Source organism: Pseudomonas sp. IPO3774, assembly GCF_013386835.1.
GTDB lineage: Bacteria > Pseudomonadota > Gammaproteobacteria > Pseudomonadales > Pseudomonadaceae > Aquipseudomonas.
Genome location: NZ_JACAQY010000062.1, coordinates 31,930 through 54,629 on the forward strand (window position 1 = coordinate 31,930; position 22,700 = coordinate 54,629).

At 60.7% G+C, this 22,700-nt stretch carries 21 protein-coding genes; 10 read left to right on the plus strand and 11 right to left on the minus strand.

Annotation, left to right across the window (positions count from 1 at the left end; all coding sequences use genetic code 11):
- Nucleotides 1–41 precede the first annotated feature (41 nt).
- Nucleotides 42–1,208, minus strand: a complete 1,167-nt coding sequence (locus HYE77_RS27880) for a cystathionine gamma-synthase (protein WP_008436288.1) — start codon at nt 1,206–1,208, stop codon at nt 42–44.
- Complete coding sequence (locus HYE77_RS27885; protein WP_177070023.1) at nt 1,205–2,581, minus strand: cystathionine beta-synthase; 1,377 nt, start codon at nt 2,579–2,581, stop codon at nt 1,205–1,207. The genes HYE77_RS27880 and HYE77_RS27885 overlap by 4 nt, the downstream gene beginning before the upstream one ends.
- 264 nt (nt 2,582–2,845) lie before the next feature.
- Between HYE77_RS27885 and atzF the strand changes: the two genes are divergently transcribed.
- Entirely contained in the window at nt 2,846–4,645 is a 1,800-nt protein-coding gene (atzF, locus tag HYE77_RS27890) for an allophanate hydrolase (protein ID WP_177070025.1), read from the plus strand.
- Between the two features lie 2 nt (nt 4,646–4,647).
- Complete coding sequence (locus tag HYE77_RS27895) at nt 4,648–5,334, plus strand: GntR family transcriptional regulator (protein ID WP_003215120.1); 687 nt, start codon at nt 4,648–4,650, stop codon at nt 5,332–5,334.
- Nucleotides 5,335–5,482: 148 nt separating this feature from the next.
- Here HYE77_RS27895 and dapA read toward each other — a convergent pair whose 3' ends face one another.
- On the minus strand, nt 5,483–6,346 hold the full coding sequence (gene dapA / locus HYE77_RS27900) for a 4-hydroxy-tetrahydrodipicolinate synthase (protein ID WP_177070027.1): 864 nt from the start codon (nt 6,344–6,346) through the stop codon (nt 5,483–5,485).
- Between the two features lie 292 nt (nt 6,347–6,638).
- The gene (locus tag HYE77_RS27905) at nt 6,639–7,607 is read right to left on the minus strand and encodes an alpha/beta hydrolase (RefSeq protein ID WP_177070030.1); all 969 of its coding nucleotides are present in this window, start codon (nt 7,605–7,607) and stop codon (nt 6,639–6,641) included.
- Between the two features lie 96 nt (nt 7,608–7,703).
- Here HYE77_RS27905 and HYE77_RS27910 point away from each other — a divergent pair, with 96 nt between their 5' ends.
- Complete coding sequence (locus HYE77_RS27910; RefSeq protein WP_177070032.1) at nt 7,704–8,183, plus strand: VOC family protein; 480 nt, start codon at nt 7,704–7,706, stop codon at nt 8,181–8,183.
- Nucleotides 8,184–8,196: 13 nt separating this feature from the next.
- Here HYE77_RS27910 and HYE77_RS27915 read toward each other — a convergent pair whose 3' ends face one another.
- Nucleotides 8,197–9,360: a GGDEF domain-containing protein gene (locus HYE77_RS27915; protein ID WP_008436297.1), complete on the minus strand. Its 1,164-nt coding sequence runs from the start codon at nt 9,358–9,360 to the stop codon at nt 8,197–8,199.
- 70 nt (nt 9,361–9,430) lie between these two features.
- A complete protein-coding gene (locus HYE77_RS27920; protein WP_177070034.1) occupies nt 9,431–10,051 on the minus strand; it encodes a LysE family translocator in 621 nt (206 codons plus the stop codon).
- A 240-nt stretch (nt 10,052–10,291) separates the two neighbouring features.
- On the opposite strand from HYE77_RS27920, the gene HYE77_RS27925 reads away from it, so the two are divergent.
- On the plus strand, nt 10,292–10,858 hold the full coding sequence (locus HYE77_RS27925; protein ID WP_003215135.1) for a hypothetical protein: 567 nt from the start codon (nt 10,292–10,294) through the stop codon (nt 10,856–10,858).
- A gap of 175 nt (nt 10,859–11,033) precedes the next feature.
- Here HYE77_RS27925 and HYE77_RS27930 read toward each other — a convergent pair whose 3' ends face one another.
- Together HYE77_RS27930 and HYE77_RS27935 are read right to left on the minus strand one after the other, a co-directional pair.
- Nucleotides 11,034–12,179 carry a serine hydrolase domain-containing protein gene (locus HYE77_RS27930; RefSeq protein ID WP_177050599.1) on the minus strand — a complete coding sequence of 382 codons (1,146 nt, stop codon included), beginning with the start codon at nt 12,177–12,179 and terminating at the stop codon, nt 11,034–11,036.
- 71 nt (nt 12,180–12,250) lie between these two features.
- A complete protein-coding gene (locus HYE77_RS27935; RefSeq protein WP_177022601.1) occupies nt 12,251–13,318 on the minus strand; it encodes a fatty acid desaturase in 1,068 nt (355 codons plus the stop codon).
- Nucleotides 13,319–13,633: 315 nt separating this feature from the next.
- On the opposite strand from HYE77_RS27935, the gene HYE77_RS27940 reads away from it, so the two are divergent.
- The gene (locus tag HYE77_RS27940; protein ID WP_177070037.1) at nt 13,634–14,197 is read left to right on the plus strand and encodes a recombinase family protein; all 564 of its coding nucleotides are present in this window, start codon (nt 13,634–13,636) and stop codon (nt 14,195–14,197) included.
- Between the two features lie 158 nt (nt 14,198–14,355).
- On the opposite strand, the gene HYE77_RS27945 is transcribed toward HYE77_RS27940, so the two are convergent.
- Nucleotides 14,356–14,892 (minus strand): AAA family ATPase, encoded by a 537-nt coding sequence (locus tag HYE77_RS27945; protein ID WP_134326741.1) that lies wholly within the window; start codon nt 14,890–14,892, stop codon nt 14,356–14,358.
- 121 nt (nt 14,893–15,013) lie between these two features.
- Between HYE77_RS27945 and HYE77_RS27950 the strand changes: the two genes are divergently transcribed.
- Nucleotides 15,014–15,382, plus strand: a complete 369-nt coding sequence (locus HYE77_RS27950) for a hypothetical protein (RefSeq protein WP_008436319.1) — start codon at nt 15,014–15,016, stop codon at nt 15,380–15,382.
- Between the two features lie 16 nt (nt 15,383–15,398).
- On the opposite strand, the gene HYE77_RS27955 is transcribed toward HYE77_RS27950, so the two are convergent.
- Complete coding sequence (locus HYE77_RS27955; protein WP_177070038.1) at nt 15,399–16,280, minus strand: LysR family transcriptional regulator; 882 nt, start codon at nt 16,278–16,280, stop codon at nt 15,399–15,401.
- 122 nt (nt 16,281–16,402) lie between these two features.
- On the opposite strand from HYE77_RS27955, the gene HYE77_RS27960 reads away from it, so the two are divergent.
- On the plus strand, nt 16,403–17,533 hold the full coding sequence (locus HYE77_RS27960) for an epoxide hydrolase family protein (protein ID WP_177070039.1): 1,131 nt from the start codon (nt 16,403–16,405) through the stop codon (nt 17,531–17,533).
- On the opposite strand, the gene argC is transcribed toward HYE77_RS27960, so the two are convergent.
- Nucleotides 17,517–18,449, minus strand: a complete 933-nt coding sequence (gene argC, locus HYE77_RS27965; protein ID WP_177070040.1) for an N-acetyl-gamma-glutamyl-phosphate reductase — start codon at nt 18,447–18,449, stop codon at nt 17,517–17,519. The genes HYE77_RS27960 and argC overlap by 17 nt on opposite strands.
- Nucleotides 18,450–18,561: 112 nt before the next feature.
- Between argC and HYE77_RS27970 the strand changes: the two genes are divergently transcribed.
- The 3 genes from HYE77_RS27970 (at nt 18,562) to HYE77_RS27980 (ending at nt 22,591) form a co-directional block, all read left to right on the plus strand.
- Nucleotides 18,562–19,371, plus strand: coding sequence for a LysR family transcriptional regulator (locus HYE77_RS27970; protein WP_177070041.1), 810 nt, complete (start codon nt 18,562–18,564; stop codon nt 19,369–19,371).
- 128 nt (nt 19,372–19,499) lie between these two features.
- A complete protein-coding gene (locus tag HYE77_RS27975) occupies nt 19,500–20,294 on the plus strand; it encodes an alpha/beta fold hydrolase (protein WP_177070042.1) in 795 nt (264 codons plus the stop codon).
- 101 nt (nt 20,295–20,395) lie between these two features.
- Nucleotides 20,396–22,591: an OsmC domain/YcaO domain-containing protein gene (locus tag HYE77_RS27980; RefSeq protein WP_102369200.1), complete on the plus strand. Its 2,196-nt coding sequence runs from the start codon at nt 20,396–20,398 to the stop codon at nt 22,589–22,591.
- Nucleotides 22,592–22,700 lie beyond the last annotated feature (109 nt).

Consider the following 22,700-nt stretch of genomic DNA (forward strand, 5'->3'; position numbering starts at 1 on the left):
GTGTTGCCGGAGCGGGCATGCTCGCTCCGGCAGATTGCGCGTTAGATTTTTGCCAACGCCTGCGCCAGATCCGCCCGCAGGTCTTCCACATCCTCAACCCCCACCGACAACCGCACCAACCCATCACCAATCCCCAGCTGCGCCCGGGTCGCTGCCGGGATGCTCGCATGGGTCATGATCGCCGGGTGCTCGATCAGACTTTCAACGCCCCCCAGGCTTTCAGCCAACGCAAAGATCTTCACGTTTTCCAGGAAGCGTGTCGCTCCTGCCAGGTCGCTTTTCAGGTCCACCGAAATCATCCCGCCAAACCCGCGCATCTGCCGGCGTGCCAGCTCATGCTGCGGGTGTGATGCCAGGCCTGGGTAATAAACCCGCGCCACTTGCGGCTGTTGCTCCAGCCACGTCGCCAGTTCCAGCGCATTGCTGCAATGGCGCTCCATGCGCAGCGCCAGGGTCTTCACCCCGCGCAAGGTCAGGAATGCGTCGAACGGCCCGGCAATTGCGCCCACGGAGTTTTGCAGGAAGCCCAGGCGCTCGGCCAGTTCAGGATTCTGGCCGACCACCGCAATGCCGCCGATCACATCGGAGTGGCCGTTGAGGTACTTGGTGGTGGAGTGCACCACGATGTCGAAACCCAGCTCCAGCGGGCGCTGGATCCAGGGGCTGGCGAAGGTGTTGTCGGCCACGCAGATGATGCCCCGGGCCTTGCAGATGCGGGAGATGGCACTGAGATCGGTCAGGCTCAGCAGCGGGTTGCTCGGGGTTTCGACCCAGACCATCCGCGTGTCGTCCTGCAGCGCGGCTTCGAAGGCCGACAGGTCGGTCAGGTCGACGAAGCTGAAGCGATGCCCGGCGCTGCGCTGGCGCACTTTGTCGAACAGGCGGAAGGTGCCGCCGTACAAGTCATTGCCGGAAACCACATGGGAACCGGCGTCGAGCAGTTCCAGCACGGTGGAAATCGCCGCCAGCCCGGAGGCGAACGCGAACGCCTGGGTGCCGCCTTCCAGGTCGGCCACGCAGCGTTCCAGGGCAAAGCGCGTCGGGTTGTGGGAGCGCCCGTAGTCAAAGCCCTTGTGAACGCCGGGGCTGTCTTGCAGGTAGGTGGAGTTGGCGTAGATCGGCGGCATCAGCGCCCCGGTGGTCGGGTCCGGGGATTGCCCGGCATGGATCACGCGGGTGGCGAAGGCGCTTTTATCGTGCTGGGTCATGCAAGGGATCTCCGTAGGTGATTGAGCAGGTCGACGCGGGTGATCAGGCCGTGAAAGCCCGAGGCGTCGGCAATGATTGCCACCAGCCCGCGATCCAGCTCGGCCTGCAATTGCGCAAGGCTGGCGCTGGGTGCGAGGGTGTGAAGGGCGTTGGTCATGGCGCTGCCCACGGTCATGGAAAAGTGCGCGGCGTTCTGATGCAGGCCGAGCAATACATCCGACTCGTCGAGCACCCCCACCAGTTGCTTGCCGTCCACCAGCACCGGCAGCTGTGAGACGTCGGCCAGGCGCATGCGCTGGAAGGCGGTGAGCAGGCTGTCGTCGGGGCCGACGCTGATCACCCGGCCGTCCTCGAAACGACGGGCGATCAGGTCGCGCAGGTCGCCGTAGTGTTTGTATTGCAGCAGGCCGGCGTCGTTCATCCATTGGTCGTTGTAGACCTTCGACAGGTAGCGCGTGCCGGTGTCGCAGACGAAGGTGACCACGCGCTTGGGCTCGGTCTGTTCGCGGCAATAACGCAGGGCTGCGGCCAGCAGGGTGCCGGTGGAGGAGCCACCGAGAATGCCTTCGGCCCGCAGCAGTTGGCGGGCGTGGTCGAAGCTTTCTTCGTCGCTGATGGAATAGGCGTGGCGCACGCTGGAGAGGTCGGCGATCGAGGGAATGAAGTCTTCGCCGATACCTTCCACGGCCCACGAGCCGGGTTCGGTCATGGTGCCGCTGCGGCTGTATTCGGCCATTACCGAGCCCACCGGGTCGGCCAGCACCATGGCAAGGTCAGGTTGCACGCGCTTGAAGAAGCGCGTCAGGCCGGTGAGGGTGCCGGCCGAGCCAACGCCAACCACGATGGCATCCAGGTCATGTTGGGTCTGGGCCCAGATTTCCGGGGCGGTGCTGGTCTCATGGGCCAGGGGGTTGGCCGGGTTGTTGAACTGGTCGGCGAAGAACGAATCGGGAATGTCCTTGGCCAGTCGCGCCGCCACATCCTGGTAATACTCGGGATGGCCCTTGGCGACATCCGAGCGGGTGATGTGCACCTCGGCGCCCATGGCTTTCAGGTGCAAGACTTTCTCGGTGGACATCTTGTCCGGCACCACCAGTACCACCCGGTAGCCTTTGGCGCGTCCCACCAGGGCCAGGCCGAGGCCGGTATTGCCGGCGGTGGCTTCGATGATGGTGCCGCCGGGGCGCAGGCGGCCATCGCGCTCTGCGGCGTCGATCATTGCCAGGCCAATGCGGTCCTTGATGGAGCCGCCGGGGTTCTGGGATTCAAGCTTGAGGAACAGCGTGCACGGGCCGGTATCGAAGCGGCTGACCCGCACCAGCGGGGTATTGCCAATCAGTTCGAGCACGGCGGGGCGGGAAGCGGTGGGCATGTCGTCACCTGGCTACGGAAGGGCGTATGGGATGGACAGCAGCGTTTACAACATGGTTTCGAACATAGGCCGGTATCGGGCCGCTCGCAACCGCGCGGCCGCCAGAATGTCTTTTTTTGGCGCATTGCTGCTTCATGACGGAGCACGGCTGGAGGCGATCCATCGGTGGGTTTTCTGTCAACCTCACGTATTCATTGGCTTGCAGCTGATTGGCCCAGGGATTGCTAAAAGAAATCCAAACTTGGATACAAGATGGAATCCTCAATGCGCAACGAACAACTCGGCTGGACCCTGGGTGAATGGCAAGCTGCCTACCGCAGCCAGGCGCTGACTCCCGACATCCTGTTGACCCTGGCGAGCACGTTTCCCGCCGAGGACAACGCCTGGATCAGCCAGGTGCAACCGCAGCAGTTGCGTGACCAGTTGGCGCAGTTGGCCGAGCGGCTTGCGGCGGTCGACGGCGATATCGACCAGTTGCCGTTGTATGGCGTGCCGTTTGCCATCAAGGACAACATCGATGCGGCGGGTTGGGAAACCACGGCGGCGTGTCCTGAGTTTGCCTATACCGCCGCGGCGGATGCCTCGGTGGTGGCGCGGTTGCGGGCGGCCGGGGCGATCCTGATGGGCAAGACCAACCTCGATCAGTTCGCTACCGGCCTGGTCGGTACACGCTCGCCCTACGGCGCGGTGAGCAACAGTTTTAACCCGGACTATGTCAGCGGCGGTTCCAGCTCGGGTTCGGCCTCGGTGGTTGCCCGCGGGCTGGTGGCGTTTTCCCTGGGCACCGACACCGCCGGTTCCGGGCGGGTGCCGGCGGGCTTCAACAATATTGTCGGGTTGAAGCCGACCAAGGGGCGCTTGTCCAACACCGGACTGGTGCCGGCCTGTCGTACCGTGGACTGTATTTCGGTGTTTGCTCTGACGGTTGAAGATGCCGAGACGGTTGCGGGCCTCGCTGCTGCTTACGACGCCAGCGACGCCTATTCACGCGTCAATCCCAACACTGCTCCCGTAGCGGTCGGCGCCACGATCAAGCTGGCGGTTCCGGCCAGCCTGGAGTTTTTTGGCGACGCGCAGAACCAGGCCGTATTTGAACAGGCGCTGCTCAGGTTCCAGTCCCTCGGCGCCGAAATCACGGCGGTGGATTTCAGCCCGTTTCAGCAACTCGCCGAGCAGCTCTATTACGGCTCCTGGGTTGCGGAGCGCACGGTGGCACTGGAAGGCATGCTCGCCAGCAACGCCGAAGCGATCAACCCGGTGGTGCGTGGCATCGTGGAAAACGGTCACACGTACAGCGCCTGCGATGCCTATAAAGCCGAATACCTGCGCGCCGAACTGAGCCGCCGCATCAACGACACCCTGGCCGGTTTCGACGCCTTGCTGGTGCCGACATCGCCGACGATCCGCACCCTGGCGGAAATGGCCGTGGAGCCGGTGCTCTACAACTCGCAGTTTGGCTTCTACACCAACTTCACCAACCTGGCCGACCTCTCGGCACTGGCCGTGCCCGCCGGGCTGCGCAGCGACGGCCTGCCGTGCGGCATCACCCTTATCGCGCCGGCCTGGCACGACGCCGCCCTGGCGCATCTGGGCAAGCGTTGGCAGGCCGGCCTTGATCTTCCGCTGGGCGCTACCCAACGCAATCTGCCGCAACCGGCACCGGCGCGACAGGCGCCCGGCAGCGTGCGGGTGGCGGTGGTTGGGGCGCATCTCACCGGGATGCCGCTGAACTTCCAGCTGACCAGCCGCAACGCCGTGCTGGTGGAGCAAACCCTGACAGCGAGCAACTACCGCTTGCATGCACTGCCGGGCACGGTTCCGCCCAAGCCGGGGCTGGCCAGGGATGACTCGGGCCGCTCGATCATCGTCGAGCTGTGGGACATGCCTGTCGCCCGCTTTGGTGAGTTCGTCGCCGAGATCCCTGCGCCGCTGGGCATCGGCAACCTGACCCTGGCGGATGGGCGCAGCGTAAAGGGGTTTATCTGCGAGCCCTGGGCCCTGGCAGGCGCTACTGACATCACCGAATTCGGCGGCTGGCGCGCCTACATGGCGAGCAGGAAATAGCCATGCAGCTCTCGACCATGAGAAAGCCCAGCGAACGGCCGGACAGCCTGGCGGAACGGGTTTACCAGCAGTTGAAGGACGACATCTTCGACTTTCGTTTGTTGCCGGGTGACCGCTTCAGCGAAGGCGACGTGGCCGAGCGCATGCAGGCCAGCCGTACGCCGGTGCGCCAGGCGCTGTATCGGCTGGAGCGGGAAGGGTACCTGGAGGTGTTTTTCAGGAGTGGCTGGCAGGTGCGGCCGTTCGACTTCAACTATTTCGAAGAGCTTTACGACGTAAGAATCGTGCTGGAGTTGGCCGCCGTCAGCCGCTTGTGTGGCATGGCGGAGCAGGGGCTTGAACGGCTTGAAGCGATCTGGCGGGTGGACGAAAGTGCCCGGCTGGATGACGCACAGGTCGTCTGCGCGCTGGATGAGGAGTTCCACTGCGGGTTGGTGCAGGCCACGGGCAACGCTGAAATGGCGCGCATGCATTACGAGATAACCGAGAAAATCCGCATCATTCGGCGGCTGGATTTCACTCAGCAATCACGTATCGCAGCGACCTATGAGGAACACGCAAGCATCCTCGATGCGATCTCGGCACGGCACCGCGATCTGGCGCAGCAACTGCTCAAGACTCACATCGAGGTGAGCAAGCAGGAGGTGCGCAAGATCACGTTGCATCGGTTGGCGGTGGCGAGAGGATAAGCAGCCCGTGCCCTGTGGCGAGGGAGCTTGCTCCCGCTGGGGTGCGAAGCGCCCCCAAAACCGGTCACCCCATTTTACCTGGCGAAAACGCGGTGCCTGAATTGGGGCTGCTGCGCAGCCCAGCGGGAGCAAGCTCCCTCGCCACGGGTCATTGCCGCACGCCTAATACTTGCTGCAACCGATTTGTCACCGTCTCACTCGCCCCCAACATCGGCGCCCGCAACTCACTGCCGATCAAACCCTCCATCGCCAGCGCGGCCTTCACCGGTGCCGGATTGGGCTCCACGAACAGTGTGTGAATCAACGGCAGCAGCCCGAAAAACGTCTCGCGAGCCGCCAGCAACCGGTTGTCGCGAACCTGTCGATGCAGCGCCACAAAATCTGCGGTACGCACATGCGCCGACGCGGCAATCGCGCCGGTCGCTCCCAGGCACAGCGCGTTGAATATCTGCACATCCTCGCCACACAACACATCAACCTTCCCGCTGGCCAACAACGCCAGTGTGTTGGCCAGGTTCCCGCCGCAATCCTTGATCGCGACGATCCGTTCATGGGCGACGATGTTCAGCAACGTCGCCTGTTCGAAGGCGATACCGGTGCGGTAGGGAATGTCATACAGAATGATCGGCATACTGGACGCATCGGCCACGGTGCGGAAGAACGCCTCAAGGCCCGCCTGGGACGGGCGGATGTAGCTCGGCGGCGGTACCAGCAAACCGGCCACCGCGCGTTGCTGGATTTCACTCTGGAACTGCAGCAGCTCAATCTGGTTATACCCCGCCAGGCCCATTACCACCTGCTGCGGCGGTACCAGTTCCAGTACGGCATCCAGCATCGCCAACTGCTCACGGCGGCTCAGTGCTGCGGCTTCGCCGGTGGTGGTACAGACCATGATCCCGGCCACGCCTTGTTCCAGCAGATGGCAGACCAGGCGGCGCAAGCCGATGAAGTCGATGGCGCCGTTATGAAACGGTGTAACGACGGGAACCCAGATACCTTGAAACGATGACATGCGCTTTCTCCTGATGGTTGACCGATTTCGTCACCGTCAGAAGGGCAGAGGGAAGTAAGCAAGAGGAGGGGGCCTTCGCGCTCAATGTCCTGTCAGCTCATCTGACGGGACAGCGCGCCCCGGTCACATGAGCGACTGTTTCTTCGATTTGAGGGCGTGCGCAACGCAACCTTGCGCCTTGGCAATCAAGCCAATGACGGAAAAGTTGAAGGTCGTTGCAGACATTGAGGACACACCCTGAAGAAGGCGCTTATCTTTATGGATTATTACAGGGTGTGTCAACTCACGGCGATCAGTCGCGGTTCAACCAGTGGCGCACGAAACGCACCTGCTCTGCCGACAGTTCTGCGTCTTCCGGCGCGCCCATGAAACCGCCGTGGGGCATTGCTTCAAAGATGTGCAGTTCCACCGGTACCTCGGCCCGGCGCAGCGCCCGGTGCAGGCGTACGGCGTTGGACAGGAACAGGTCGCGGGTGCCGCTTTGCACGAACGTCGGCGGGAAGCCTGGTGCGAAATCCCCGAACAGCGGCGACAGGTACGGGTGAGACAAATCCGCGCCAGCGGCGTACAGCAGGTTGGTGCTCATCAGCGGGTTGGGCAACACCACGTCGACGGTGCGGTTGACCTGGAAGCTGTCGCCCGATTCGGTCAGGTCCACTTCGGGTGACAGCAATACCAGCGCGGCCGGCAGCGGCAAGCCTTCGTCGCGGGCGCGCAGCACCATGGCAGCGGCGAGGTTGCCTCCGGCCGAGCGTCCGCCGATCACGATCTTGTCCGGGGTGTGGTGCTTCAGCACATGCCGGTAGGTGGCCATACAGTCATCGAGTGCCGCCGGGTACGGATGGTCAGGCGGCATGCGGTAGTCCACGCCGTAGCAGGTCAGGTTGTGCAGGTCGGCGTGCTTGCCGGCGGCGAGGCGGGCGTTTTCGCCGCCGCCGAACACCAGGGCACCGCCGTGCAGGTCGATATAGGCGAACTCGGCCCCGTATGCCGGCGTCGCCCGGTACACGGTGGCGTCTTCCACGGTGAATGTCTCAACGTGGTCTGCCGTCTGTCCCGCCTGGGACGCCGCGTACTGTTGGGCAACTGCGGCCTGCATGCGGCGCCAGCCAGCGTGGTCATCGGGTGCGGGCAGGGTGTACAGGCTGTTCAGCGGCACGCCATCGGCGTTCACCATGCGTTGCAGCATCGCCTGGGCATCGGGGCTGATGGACCGCGGAACCGGGATGATTCGCGGGTCGATCCTTACACCATTACTCATTCTCTGCACCGTTTGGGTTCATGTCAGGACGCGAACGCATTCTTGTCGGTAGCGGTACTACACTGCAAGTCCGAACCTCCACGCTGGAGAACACTCATGCTCAACAAAAACACGGTGTGCCTTTGGTACGACGGCAGCGCACTGGACGCTGCCAACTTCTATGCCGGGACCTTCCCGGACAGCGCAGTGACCGCGGTCCATCACGCCCCCGGGGATTATCCGGCGGGCAAACAGGGCGATGTGTTGACCGTGGAATTCACCGTCATGGGTATTCCTTGCCTGGGGCTGAACGGCGGCTCCGGCGTGCAGCACAACGAGGCGTTTTCGTTCCAGGTGGCCACCGACGACCAGGCGGAAACCGACCGCTTGTGGCACGCGATTGTCAGCCATGGCGGCCAGGAAAACGTCTGCGGCTGGTGCCAGGATAAATGGGGGGTGAGATGGCAGATTACCCCGCGTGTACTGAGTGCGGCGATCACCCACCCCGACCCGGCAGCGGCCAAGCGGGCGTTTGATGCGATGATGGGGATGACCAGGATTGATATTGCGGGGATTGAGGCGGCGCTCAAAGGTTGATGCACCGATTGAGTCAATCGGCGCCCACCGCAGTCCGGTCCACCAGACGAATCCGGTTGCGTCCACCGCGCTTGGATTCATACAGCGCCGCGTCGCCTTGTTCGATCAAGGCCGCGAGGCTGGCGGGCGGCGTGTCGAACAGGCTGGCGCCGATGCTCAATGTCACCGCCTCGGGCGTGGCGAACGCCTGCGAGGCAGCCTGATGAAACTGTTCGCGCAGGGCGCTGCCCAGCGCGACAATGCGCGCGTTCGAGGTGTCATTAAGCAGGATCACGAACTCGTCGCCACCCAACCGCGCCGCCAGCGAATCATCGGGCAACTGCGCGCGAATCATCTCGCTCAGGGCCACCAGCAGCCGGTCGCCCGCGGTATGGCCGTACAGGTCGTTGATCAGCTTGAAATTGTCGATGTCGATCAACAGCAGGGCACCCGGCCGGGCCTGCGAGACCTCGCTCAGCAGGCTCGGCGCGCGCATTTCAAGGGCGCGGCGGTTGTACAGCGCGGTCAACGGGTCGCGGGCGGCCAACCGTGCAATCTGTTCCTCACGGCGGTAGCGCTCGGTGCCGGTCATCGACAATGCAATCAGCATGATCGCCATGGCGCCTTCCACCAGCGACACCTGAATGATCTCGCCACGAAACGCCGTCAGGTCGATCAGTGTCCCCGGCACGATCGCCACCAGCGACTTGGCCAGATAGAACAGCCCGTGGGCCAGCAGCACATAGCGCAGTTGCACCGCGCCCACGCTGAGTGATCGGCCATGGGGGCGCAACAGGAAACTGGCCCGCAGGGTCGGCAGGGCAACCAGCAGCGAGTTGGCCAGCAGCATGGCCCTGGACCACGACTGTCCTTCCGGCAACAGCAGCATGGCAAACCAGGCCACGAACATCAGGTACCAGGCGCGAGACAGGCGCACCTGGGTGAAACGCGCAACGCCCAGCAGGAACAGCCAGTGGGCGGTGATCAGCAATCCGTTGGCGAACCAGATGCCGATCAACAGCAGGCCGCTGGCCCGCAACAGCGCCAGGGTGCTGCCCACGCTGATGATGGCGAAACCGGCAGTCCAGTACAGCAGCGATGGCTCGCGGACATTGCGCCACTCGACGGCCAGGTACAGCGCGGCGGCGCCTGCCAATGCGATGGTGAGGACCAGTATGGTGATGGGGTCGAGCGCCATGGGCGAACTGGCCTGCCTGAGTTGCGGTGAGACGGCGATTGTAAGCGTTTTCGCCGGTTTTTCGCAGTGCTCAGGCCCTGCGCGCCATCAGCAATACCGTCGCGGCGGCCGACAACAACCCCGCACAGCAGCGGTTGAAAATCCGTTTGCCCCGAGGCTGCGCGAACCAGCGGCGCATATGCAAACCCATATAGGCGTAGGCGCTGATGGCGAACCATTCCAGCGCCAGGAACATCGCTCCCAGCAGGGCAAATTGCGGCGTGATCGGATGTGCCGGGTCGACGAATTGCGGCAGGAAGGCGGTAAAAATCAGGATTGCCTTGGGATTGCCGGCGGCCACCAGGAACTCCTGTCGCGCCAAGGCCCACAAGCCCGCCTTGGGCGCCGTCGACTCAGCCTCCGCGTGCGGATTGGACCGCCACAGTTGATACGCCAGATAAAATAGATACGCCGCCCCCAGGATCTTGATCCCGTAGAACAACAACTCCGAGGTTTGCAGCACCACCGCCAGCCCGGCGGACGCGAGGGCGATCATCCCGGCAAAGGCCAGCAGTCGCCCGATGCCTGCCAGGCACGAAGTGCGGTAGCCGTAGCGGGTGGAGTTGCTCACGGACAGCAGGTTGTTCGGGCCTGGCGCCATGTTCAGGGCGAAGCAGGCCGGGAGGAAGAGGGTGAGGGTGGCGAGGTCCATGGGGGGCTCCGGCGGGCGCTGGCAGGTAAGGCCACGAGGATAAGGGATGTGAGGCGGTTGAACAATTTGCGCTAATGGGTAGAACCGATGGCGCTCTGGCCATGTCTGTGAGTCGTGGGTAAATAGATCGGTCACCATGACGCTCATTCGTTAATATGCCCGGCATGCCAATCGGGTAAAGGAAGTTGGCGTGAAGCACGAAGCGCTTTTCCCGGGAATTAAAAATAGAGTAGGCAGGGAATGGAATATCCTTCATTTGAAAACAAATCAAAGAAAAGAACCTTGTTGTTGGTGGTGTGTCTGTTATTTGGAGCATGGATTGCTTATACGCTCTGGGCCGGTCGCATTGTAATGCGAACGGTTTTAATGCCATCGATTCCCGAGTGGACGACCTATATAGTCATTGGTTGTCTGGTTGGACTCTTTTTTGCTGCAAGGGCCACCTACTATCGTCCGGCTGTAAGAAACCCGAACCGTGTTGGAGAATCTTTTTTTGGTGGTTTTTGCCTGGGTCTGATTTTGTCCTTGCACAGTTATGACGTCGTTACGTACCTTTTGCCCGGCGACATTGTTCAGTATGCGTCACCTTACGAGCTGGTGACTCCGGGGCCCTACGTTGGAAAGTTCAGTCGTTGTGAGGCGGGTCTGCGGATTAAGGATTTAAAGACTGAGCGCTGGGTTGCGCTTTGTACCACTCAGTCGGAATTCAACGATCAAAGAAAGACAGGCATGAATGCAGTGTGGGTGACTGCTCATTCAAACGAGATAGGTTCTTATATCGAGGCGTATGAATTTATTTATAAATAAATCATGTCGTCGTTGTACCAGTCTTCGTTCATAAGCCAATGACTCATTGTTGGCCGGGAGGGGAAGGTTTCGGTTTGCCATCAGCCACTTGTGTCTTGCCACAAACTTGCTGCGTTGCATTCGGCAGTAGTGCGCCCCCTTGAAAGCCTCAGATGAACAGATCCGCCCCCTGCCTTCAAAGCGCCGCATAGACAAGGGATGAAAGTCGGCGGGGGCGTGGATCAATCATCGAATGGCTGCCCGAAGTCGTGGTGACAAAACCGAAGCTCACTTGTTTTTCGGGATCAGCGAAACTGATCGGGCCACCAAGCCCGATATGGCCAAAGGTGTTCGGGCCCATTGCATGGGAAGCCGTCGGGTCGCGTTGCTGCTCGAGCATGCAACCCAATCCATAACGCATGGGGCGCATCCATACTCGATCCATGCCATGACTGTGCTCACGGCTGAATTCAGTAAGCAGCTCGGGACCGATAAAGTTTCCTGCCATCAATGCACTGTAGAAACCGGCCAGGCCGTGAGCCGAACCGTGTCCACACACGGCGGGTTGCCGGTAGGCCCACCAGCGAGGGTCACTGGTTCGTCTGGGCACCATTCCGGGGTTGGTGAAGGCGAGCGTCGCGATATGCGACGGCTCGTTTTTCACCACGGTTCGCAACGCCTGCGAGTAAGGGTCACCGACTCGTCCCGTGGCACTGTCGAAACGCGCGATACGGTGAAAGTGTTCTTCGCTCACGCCAAGGTGCACGTCCAACTCATGGGGATCGAGAATCTCTTCGTGGATAAACACACAGGGATCTCGTCCGTCCACCCGGCGAATCAACTCGCCGAGGATCCAGCCAAACGTGGTGGTGCCGTAGCCCAGGTCTGTTCCCGGTTCCCACCACAGCGGCTCGGCCTCCAGCAGTCGCAGCATATGCTCCCAGTCATACATCATTGGGTTGTGGTCGGGCCCCCGCAGCGCCGGCAGGCCTGCGGTATGGTTCATCACCTGGCGCAGGGTGACCTTTGCTTTCCCGCTCCGGGCGAACTCGGGCCAGTAACGGGCCACGGGTGCATCCAGCTCCAGCTTGCCCGCCTCAACCAACATCAGGACGGCCACCGCGACATAGGGTTTTATTACGCAGAAGGTATTGGCCAGCGTATCGCGGGTCCAGGGTTTCGTGCCCGCCTGGTCTGCCATGCCGGCCCACAGGTCGACAACGATCTCTGCGCCTACCTGCACGCACAGGCCGGCCCCACGTTCCTGCGGATCATCGAACATGTCCTCGAAAGCCTGCTTGACCGCTTCAAACTGCTTCGCACATATCCCTTGCGCTTTCATACCTCAACGTCCTCGTATTTGAAGTGCGGCCCTTGATACGTGCCGAACACCGATAATGGTTGTGGAGGAATTCACCCACGAGACCGAGTTTGGGAGTGCTCCATGGAAAAGCGATTGGCTCGTTTGTAGGTGCCGAAGTCATTGAACCTGACACCGGCCTGGGCCATGACTTTATGAGCATAAGGTGCCGTCATCTGACGCAGATAAAACGGGTCTCTCACCACGAAGTGATGGATGCTGTGAGTGCTGCCAAAGTTAAAACAGAACAACTGGAACGGCCACAGCCACCAAGGGTTCATCACCTGGGTTTGTTGTAATGCGTTACGCGGGGCAACATCGCCGTAATAGTGCATATTTGAACTTATAAAGAACAGGCAGAACTGCCGTATCATATTGGGCGCTATAAGAATAACCACTGCACTATTGACGATATCCATTAGTTCCAGCGTCGTAGCAGCGCTGTGAACCTCCATCCCGGTAATTGACCCAAGCCAGACATACAGGTGGTAGCCGAGGAACACATACCAGCACCCCCAATACAGAAGCCCGAATGGTGTATTGAGCCGAATGATCTTGCCTAACAATTTTACCTTTTGCCGCCATCCCGGGGCAAACACCGCATTTAGAAAACCAAATACAAATCCGTCCACCAGTTTGAGTAATCGCAGTATTCCCCAAGGACTGCCGCTCGTGGTGATCCAGGCTTCAACATCAGAATCAGTTCCGGACTCCTTATGGTGATGAAAGTGCAGACTGCGTCTTAGCCACGGGCTGGGCATACCCGGGCGTGCCAGCCAGCAGAAGAGCATCATGGCATTATGGGCCAGCGGCTGTTTTCTAAAATAAAGGCGATGAATCAGGTCATGTTCGATTTCATGAATGAACGAAGTCAGCAGCGCATTGACCAGAATACACATCCATGCGGGGATAAAACCCTTTAGATAGAGCCCTCCCGTAATGACCATCCCTATCAGGGAAAACGCCATGACACTCGCGCCCAGAGCATCCTGGTGCTGCAGGATCGGATAACGCTTTCGCAGGTAGTTCCCATGATCGGTAATACTGCGGGTTACCTTATCAATCTTTTCCTGATCGGTAGTTGGGCGATCAATTTCGATGGCGCCTTCCAAGACATTCATCCATTCATCCTCTGACTGCATCGAGAAATTAACAGCCGCGTCAAGCCGGTCATGTCAATTGTTGGAGCTGTAAAACAGTAGATACTCATATGGGTTGCTTGAATTGCACGGGGCATTCAAGGAATACGAAATCGACTTTTTTGCGAAAAGCTTGTTAGAATTCCATGCTTCAAAATGATAAGGGAAGTTCAACTTTTTGCAACTGTGTATTATGGGTGGGTTCAGTGATACAAGTGCAGTGTAAGGAATTGATGATTTAGTTACAGTTTGTACAAGTATAAAATGACGCTGTACAAGTATTGCCAAGGAGGCACCATGAGATTGCATCGCATCAAATATTTCCGGCGCGCTCTAAAAGAGCCCGAGGGTGGCGTAGAGAAAATAACAAGCGACGATGTATTTGATGCCGTGTTTTGCGATGAGCCGGCAAACAATGCCGCGAATCCTGCAGGCCTGGAAAGGCTACTCCGCTACCTGCAGTGCGGGGATACCGTGGTGGTGGACAGCATGGCAGCGCTGACTTCAAGCACGGAGCAGCTGTGCGCCATCATTCGCCGGTTGATTGAAAAGCAGGTCACGTTGGAGTGTTTGAACGAAAACCTGGTTTTCCGGCATGACTGTCTTGAAGTCGTGGAGTCGATCATTGCGGTAATGGAGCTGATTGCAGAGTTCGAGCGCGCTGCGATGAGGGAAAGACAGGCGGCGGGAATTGCCAGTGCAAAGAATCGTGGGACTTATAGAGGTCGCAAGAAAAAGCTGTCTGACAATCAGGTTGTAAACTTAATTGACCGGGCCACTGCAGGAGAAAGTAGATCCAAATTGGCGCGTGATTTTGAAATCAGTCGGCAGACGCTCTATCGGTACTTGAGATCCAGATAGGGGCTTCTACAGGTCGCACGAGGGAGCGGCTACCAACAAGATCCTACAGTTGAAAAAACCTGTAGGACGGCATGGCGCGAAAGCGGTGGAAGTCTTGCCATCATTGATTTCTTCACTGGCAAGACGACCCACTATCGCGGCCAACGCTCCTGCTCCATTTATTCAAGGCAGCCTTCAGATGCTGCGGGCAAGCGCTCGAAAAACTCGGCGATCTGCCGGCCACCGCGCAGGTGCACCACGGGCACCGACGGGCCTGCCGCCAACCGCACCGCCTCGATACCTGGCCGGTGGCCGCGATCAAACGTCCACACGTACTTCAGGAATGTCAGGAACTCCCGGTCGAGTTTCTCGGTACAGCCGGCGGGAATATCCGGGCGCGGGCGGTTCAGCGCACTGCGCAGGATCACCCGGGTAAAGCAGGTGAGCCGTGGCGTGTCGAGCCAGATGATCAAATCGGCACGGGGCAGGCGCAGGTCGAACGTGCGCCGCGCATAGTTGCCTTCACACACCCAGCCATCGGCGGCAACGGCGTCGCGCACGCGGGTACGGAACTGCTCGGCGTCGGGCTCGACCCAGCCGGGCGACCAGAACAGGGTGTCCAGGTGCACCACGGGCAGGCCCAGGCGTTGTCCGAGGGCGCGGGCGAGGGTGGATTTTCCGCTGCCCGCATTACCGAGAATCACGATGCGTTGCATGAAGGGACGTCCTGTCGCGGGAAAGCCCACAATTGTGCAGGTTTTACATGACCGACAAAAGCCATATGAGGTAGGTTGGGCGCCCCGGAATGGACCCTCTCGACCAAGGAAGCGCCTGTCAATGCCAAATGCCTTTTGCCAAATCAGCGAACGCCTGGACAACCGCCGGTTTATCGTCGCGGGCAACACCCATGGTGTGTCCGGTACAGGCACCGTGTTTCATTACCACGTCGATGAAAACGCCATATGGGGCACCTACCAGGGCGGCCGGATTCGCATGGGCAATCAAGTCGGGCGCGCCACAGGCCCCGATACCATCGAGTTGCTGTACCAGTGCCTGACCACCGAGGGCGAGATTCTTGCCGGCTGGTCCCGGGGCACGCTAGGCGTGGATGACGCCGGGCGTACCACCCTGGCCTTCGTCTGGGGCTGGTTGTCGGGCGCGACGGGAGGCGGGGAGTCGAGCTACGTCGAACTCGTTGCCGAGTAATCATGCAATTTCGCGCCTACTGGAACCGCTCAACCAGGTAGTCGACAAAACACCGGACCCGCGCCGGCGTGTGGGTACCGCCGAGGAAGACGGCATGGATCTCTTCGCCATCGCCTGGATTGAATGCCTCCAGCAGCGGCACCAGCCGACCCGCCTGAATGGCGTCCGCCACGGTCTCGGCGCAGACCCGCGCGATGCCGATGCCCTCGGCCGCCAATTGGCCCTGGGTGTCACCGTTATTGGTTTCGACATGGCCCTTGATCGTCAGTGAATAGTCGTGGCCATCCTTGCGAAACGGCCAGGTGGGCGCCGCACGCTTGAAGTTGAAACCAATGCAGTCGTGATCCAGCAGGTCTTCCGGCACCTGCGGCGTGCCGCGTCGTGCCAGATAGCTCGGCGCAGCAATGATGACCTTGTGGGTGGCGCCCAGCCGGCGGGACGTCAGGCTGCTGTCGGGCAGCGGGCCCAATCGCACTGCGACGTCGGCTTGCCCGGCGGCGATGTCGACCACGGTGTCGGTCAGGTTGATGTCCACCAGGATGTCCGGGTAACGCTGAATGAACCCGCCCAACAACGGGATCACGAAGGTCCTGCCATACAGCAGCGAACTGCTGACCCGCAGGCGCCCGCGGGGTGAACTCTGGTCGGTAATCTGCTGTTCGGTTTCCCGCAGGTCCGTGAGGATCCGCCGGGCGCACGACAGGTAGGCGGCACCCTCCGGGGTCACGGTCAGTGAGCGCGTGGTTCGCAGCAACAGGCGTACGCCCAGCCGGGCCTCCATGCGGTCCAGTACCCGCGCGATGGAGGAGGGCGCAAGGTTCAAGCGACGCGCGGCCGCCGAGAAACTCGCGGTTTCGGCCACGAGGGTAAAGATTTCCAGTTCGTCCGTTATGTCCACGGGAAACTCACTTGTGCGTTTTTCGCAAAGGCCTTGAGCGGCGTAATGGGGTTCACATCGGTTTTTGTCGGGTTCAGTATTGCGTAAAGCAATGTAATACGGAAACTCACCAGGAGAATCCCATGATCTTGCCCTACACCATCAATATCCCCGACGAACGCCTCGTGGCCATCCGCGACAAAGTCGCCGCCTACGATTGGACCCGGCTTCCCGATTTGGGAGGGTGGAAGTCGGGCGTTGGTGTCCGCGACCTTCAGCGCCTGGTCGCTTACTGGCTGGAATCCTATGATTGGCGCCGGGTCGAAAAACACCTCAACCAACTGCCCAACTTCATCACCGAGATTGAGGGCGAGCACCTGCACTTCGTCCATGTGCGGGGCGACGGTTCCAGGCCGCCGATCCTGCTGCTCCATGGCTGGCCAGGTTCGTACCTGGAATTCGAGGCGCTGCTGGAACCGCTGGCGGCTGACGGACACGATGTGATCGTGCCGTCGCTTCCGGGGTTTGCATTCTCCAGGCCGATCACCGGAGTGATTGGCCCACGTCGGGCGGGCGAACTCATGCATGGGCTGATGGCCCGGCTGTTCGGGCCAACCCGCTTCATCGTTCAGGGCGGTGACTGGGGTTCGGGCATCGCCGGTTGGATGGCCCACGATCGGCCCGAGGCGTTACTGGGGATTCACCTGAACATGGCCGACCTGCTGGCCCAGGGCACCGTTGCGACCACGCCGGAGGAGGAGGCTTTCGTCGCCCGGCGTGACGTGCTGATCGACTGGGAAACCGGCTACAACCACCAGCAGGAAACCCGCCCGCAGACCCTGGGTGTCGCGCTGGCCGACAGCCCGGTGGGGGCCGCGGGATGGATCCTCGAAAAAATCGGCACATGGGCCGATCTGCCCACTACCGCCGATGGCAGCCCGGATCTCTGGGGCACCTTTACCGAGGAGCAACTGCTGACCAACATCATGTTGTATCTCGCTCCATCTTCCATGGTCACCGCGACGTGGATGTATCACGGCAAGCGCCTTGAGGGATCGTCAAAATTCCCGGTCGGCACCCGCATCCAGGTGCCGACCGGATTTGCCGCCTTTCGTGATCCGGTGTTCGTGCCGCCGCCGCGCTCATTTGCCGAAAAGACCTTCAACATCGTGCACTGGAGCGAGATGCCCGCCGGTGGTCACTTCGCGGCCTGGGAGCAGCCGGCGTTGATGCTGGCGGACCTGCGCGCCTTTATCGCTACGGTCTCGGCTTGATCATCAAATCCAGGTTCTGCACGGCGGCACCTGCGGCGCCCTTGCCGAGGTTGTCGAATATCGCCGCCAGCAGGACCTGGCCCGTCTCGTGGTTTTCACACACGATCAGGCGTACATCGTCCGTGCCGTTCAGCGCTTGAGGGTCAAGGTAGGTCAGCTCCTTGGCGGCCTGCATCGACAGCACCTGGACGTGATTCGTATCGCGGTAGTGCTGAGTCAAACAGTCATGCAACCGCGAGCCATTCACATCCGGCGCCAATAACCGAAGTTGCAGGGGGATGGTCAATACGATCCCCTGGCGAAAAGCCCCGTAGGCCGGCACAAAGGTCGGCCTTTCCGTCAGCCCGCTTTGCTGCTGAATCTCCGGCACATGCTTGTGTGCCAGTCCCAGCCCATACACCAGGAACGCGGGCGCCTGTGAGGCGTCGGCGCCCTCATGCTCCTGCACCCCGGCGCGGCCCTTGCCGGAATAGCCCGAGACCGCATGAATGGTCGTCGGGTAGTCCCCGGGCAGCAGCCCGGCCTCAAGCAACGGGCGCAACAGACCAATCGCGCCGGTGGGATAGCAACCGGGATTGCTCACTCGCTGCGCCGTGGCAATGCGTTGCGCCTGTTGCGGGTTCATCTCGGCGAAACCGTAGGTCCAGTCGGGATGAGTGCGGTGTGCCGAACTCGCGTCGATCACCCGCACGGCCGGATTGTGGATGCTGGCGACGGCGTCCCGTGCGGCGTCGTCGGGCAGGCAGAGAATCGCGATATCGCAGGCGTTGATCATCTCGGCGCGCTGCTGCGGGTCCTTGCGGTGTTCAGGGCTGAGGGTGATCAGTTGCAGATCGGTGCGGTCGCGCAGGCGTTGATGGATCTGTAGCCCGGTGGTGCCTTGGTCGCCGTCGATGAATACAAGAGGATTTGCCATGGGATGCACTCGGATAGGAAATCAGGTGTTCCAATCTTCGGCCAGCCGCTAGGATAGGAAAAGTTGAATTTCCAAACGATGAAGTTCAGTTTTTATGAACGAGGATTGACCCATGCGCGAAATCAGCCTGGACCGCCTGCGTACGTTGGTGGCGATTGCCGACCTCGGTTCGTTCGCCGAAGCAGCCCGCATGCTCAACCTGGCGCCACCCACCGTCAGCCTGCATATCGCCGACCTGGAGGCGCGAGTGGGCGGCAAGCTGCTATCGCGTACCCGTGGGCGGGTGCAGCCTTCAGCGATTGGCGAAACCCTGGTGGAGCGCGCGCGCCTGGGAGCCTCAACCGGGGCCATCGCACAGTTGCTGCCGCAAGCCCTGGAAACCTTGAGCCAACATCATCCCGCCATTGATGTGCAGGTGGCGGTGCTCACGTCGCAGGACACATTGAAGAAGCTGGCCGAGGGCGCCCTGGAGATCGGCCTGGTGGCGCTGCCCCAGGCACCGGTGAAGGGCTTGCGGATCGAGCCCTGGCGGCGCGACCCGGTCATGGCATTTTTGCCGGCGCGCCGGGAATGCCCCGAGGTGGTAACACCCGCCTGGCTGGCTGCCCAGCCGTTAATCCTGAATGACAACACCACCCGGCTTTCGCGCCTGACCTCGGAGTGGTTTGCCAATGACGGCTACCAGCCGACGGCGCGTATTCAGCTGAATTACAACGACGCAATCAAAAGCCTGGTGGCCGCCGGTTACGGGGCCACGTTGTTGCCCCATGAAGCGTCCACGCCCTTGCACGACACCCTGATTGCGATGCGGCCGTTGCAACCGTTGCTGTGGCGCCAACTGGGGATCGCCCATCGCGCCGGGGAGGTTGAGCGGCCTACGCAACATGTGTTGGACGTGTTGTGGGGATTGAGTGCGGGGTAGGGCGTTATGGAACGACTCATACGATCAGCCTATGAATACCTTCCCGAATCAGGAATTTACAGAAACCTGAATACCGTTGAAATTAACGGCTTTTGAGCCGCCAATCGGTTTTTCAGGGAGTCTTCACCATGCCATTCACCCACACACAACTCCCCATCGTCGTCGCCGATGTGCCGTTGAACATCGCCGCGATCCACCGCGCGGGTACCCTGGCGCCAATCGTGTTCCTGCATGGCTTTGGCTCGACCAAGGAAGACTACGCCGACATCGTCCAGCAACCTGCCTTCGACGGTCATCCATTTTTGGCTTATGACGCCCCGGGTTGCGGTGAGAGCCATTGCGATGACCTGCCGAAGATCTCCATCCCGTTCCTGCTGCAAACCGCCTTGCAGGTGCTCGAGCATTTCAACATCGAGCGCTTCCATCTGGTAGGCCACTCCATGGGCGGGCTTACCGCGCTGATGTTGGCGCACCAGTTCCCGGGCCGGGTGCTGAGCTTTGTCGATATCGAAGGCAATATCGCCCCGGAAGACTGCTTTCTCAGCCGGCAGATCGTCGACTACCCGGCGGACGATCCCGAGGCGTTTTTCAGCGCCTTTATCGAGCGCACCCGGCAGGCACCGGCATACGCCAGCGCGCTGTATTCGGCGAGCCTGCGGCACAAGGTGCGTGCCGGGGCGGTGCGGGGGATCTTCCAGTCGATGGTCGAACTGTCGGATAACGCCGACTTGATGGGCAAGTTCCTCGGCCTGGAATGCCCGCGCATGTTCATGTACGGCGAGCAGAATGCCCATTTGTCGTACCTGGCGCATATCCAGGCGCAAGGCGTGCGGTTGGCGCCGATTGCCCGGTGCGGGCACTTCCCGATGTACTCCAACCCGATCGCGATGTGGCAGCAGATTGCGGACTTTCAACACGGCTGATACCCATCGCCAACGATCGCCCAGGCCCGAAAGCACAAGACTTACGCCTCGAAACCCGGATAATGGCGGCCATATTTTGCTCGCTATTCTGGTAATCCCGCATGGAAATCAAGGTCAATTTTCTCGACAACCTTCGACTTGAAGCCAAGTTCGACGACTTCACCGTGGTGGCCGACCAGCCTATTCGCTACAAGGGCGATGGCTCGGCCCCCGGTCCGTTCGATTACTTCCTGGCGTCGTCGGCGTTGTGTGCGGCTTACTTTGTGAAGTTGTACTGCGAAACCCGCAACATCCCTACCGACAATATTCGCCTGTCCCAGAACAACATTGTCGACCCGGAAAACCGCTACAACCAGATCTTCAAGATCCAGGTGGAGTTGCCGGCGGACATCTCCGATAAAGACCGCCAGGGCATCCTGCGTTCCATCGACCGCTGCACCGTGAAAAAAGTCGTGCAGGCCGGGCCGGAGTTTGTCATCGAGGAAGTGGAAAACCTGGATGCCGATGCCCAGGCATTGCTGATGCCGAGCGCGGCGTCCGACGCGGGCACCTACATCGCGGGCAAGGACCTGCCGCTGGAAACAACCATCGCCAACATGTCGGCCATTCTGGCGGGCCTGGGCATGAAGATCGAGATCGCTTCGTGGCGCAATATCGTGCCCAACGTGTGGTCGCTGCATATCCGCGATGCGCACTCGCCAATGTGCTTTACCAACGGCAAGGGCGCGACCAAGGAAGGCGCGTTGGCGTCGGCATTGGGCGAGTTTATCGAACGGCTGAACTGCAACTTCTTCTACAACGACCAGTTCTGGGGCGAAGACATCGCCAATGCGGCGTTTGTGCATTACCCGGACGAGCGCTGGTTCAAGCCGGGCCGCAAGGACGAACTGCCACCGGAGATACTCGACGCGCATTGCCTGCACATCTACAACCGTGACGGCGAGCTGCGCGGCTCACACCTCTACGACACCAACTCCGGCAACGAAGAGCGCGGCATTGTTTCGCTGCCGTTCGTGCGCCAGTCCGATGGCGAGGTGGTGTATTTCCCGTCCAACCTGATTGAGAACCTGTACCTCAGCAACGGCATGAGTGCCGGTAACACCCTGGCCGAAGCGCAAGTGCAGTGCCTGTCGGAAATCTTCGAACGCGCGGTAAAACGCGAAATCATCGAAGGTGAATTCGCGCTGCCGGATGTACCACAGGAAGTGCTGGCGAAATTCCCCGGTATCCTGGCCGGTATCCAGGGCCTGGAAGCCCAGGGCTTTCCGGTACTGGTGAAGGATGCGTCCCTGGGCGGTGAATTCCCGGTGATGTGCGTGACGTTGATGAACCCGCGCACCGGCGGCGTATTCGCCTCGTTCGGCGCGCACCCAAGCCTGGAAGTGGCGTTGGAACGCAGCCTCACCGAACTGCTGCAAGGCCGCAGCTTTGAAGGCCTGAACGATCTGCCGCAGCCGACGTTTGAAGGCCATGCGGTGACCGAACCGAACAACTTTGTCGAGCACTTCATCGACTCCAGCGGTGTGGTGTCGTGGCGCTTCTTCAGCTCGAAGTCGGATTACGAGTTCGTCGAATGGGACTTCTCCGGCCAGGGTGAAAACTCCAATGCCGAGGAAGCCTCCACGTTGTTCGGCATCCTCGAAGGCATGGGCAAGGAAGTCTACATGGCGGTGTACGAGCACATCGGCGCGACCGCCTGCCGCATCCTGGTGCCCGACTATTCGGAGATCTACCCGATCGACGACCTGATCTGGGACAACACCAACAAGGCGCTGTTTTTCCGCGAGGACATCCTGAACCTGCATCGCCTCGACGAAGCGGAATTGAAGGGGTTGGTTGAGCGCCTGGTGGAAAGCGAACTGGACGACTACACCGACATCACCACCTTGATCGGCATCGAGTTCGATGACAATACGGCGTGGGGTCAACTGACCATCCTGGAACTGAAGCTGCTGATTTATCTGGCCCTGCAGCAGTTTGAAGAAGCCAAGGAACTGGTGGAGATGTTCCAGCAGTACAACGACAACACCGTCGAGCGCGGCTTGTTCTATCAGGCCGTGAATGCGGTGCTGGAGATGGAGCTGGACGAAGACCTGGAACTGGCGGACTACGAAGTGAATTTCCGCCGGATGTTTGGCAACGAGCGGATGGACGCGGCGATTGGGTCGGTGAATGGCAGTGTGCGGTTCTATGGTTTGACGCCGACGAGCATGAAGCTGGAAGGGCTGGACCGGCACCTGCGGTTGATCGACAGCTACAAGAAGCTGCACGCGGCGCGGGCCAATACGGCCAATTAAAAGCTGACACCGTACCTGTGGTGAGAGGGCTTGTTGTGGCGAGGGGGCTTGTCCCCCGTTGGACTGCGTAGCAGTCCCTCTTTTTTGGGGCCGCTGCGCAGCCCAACGG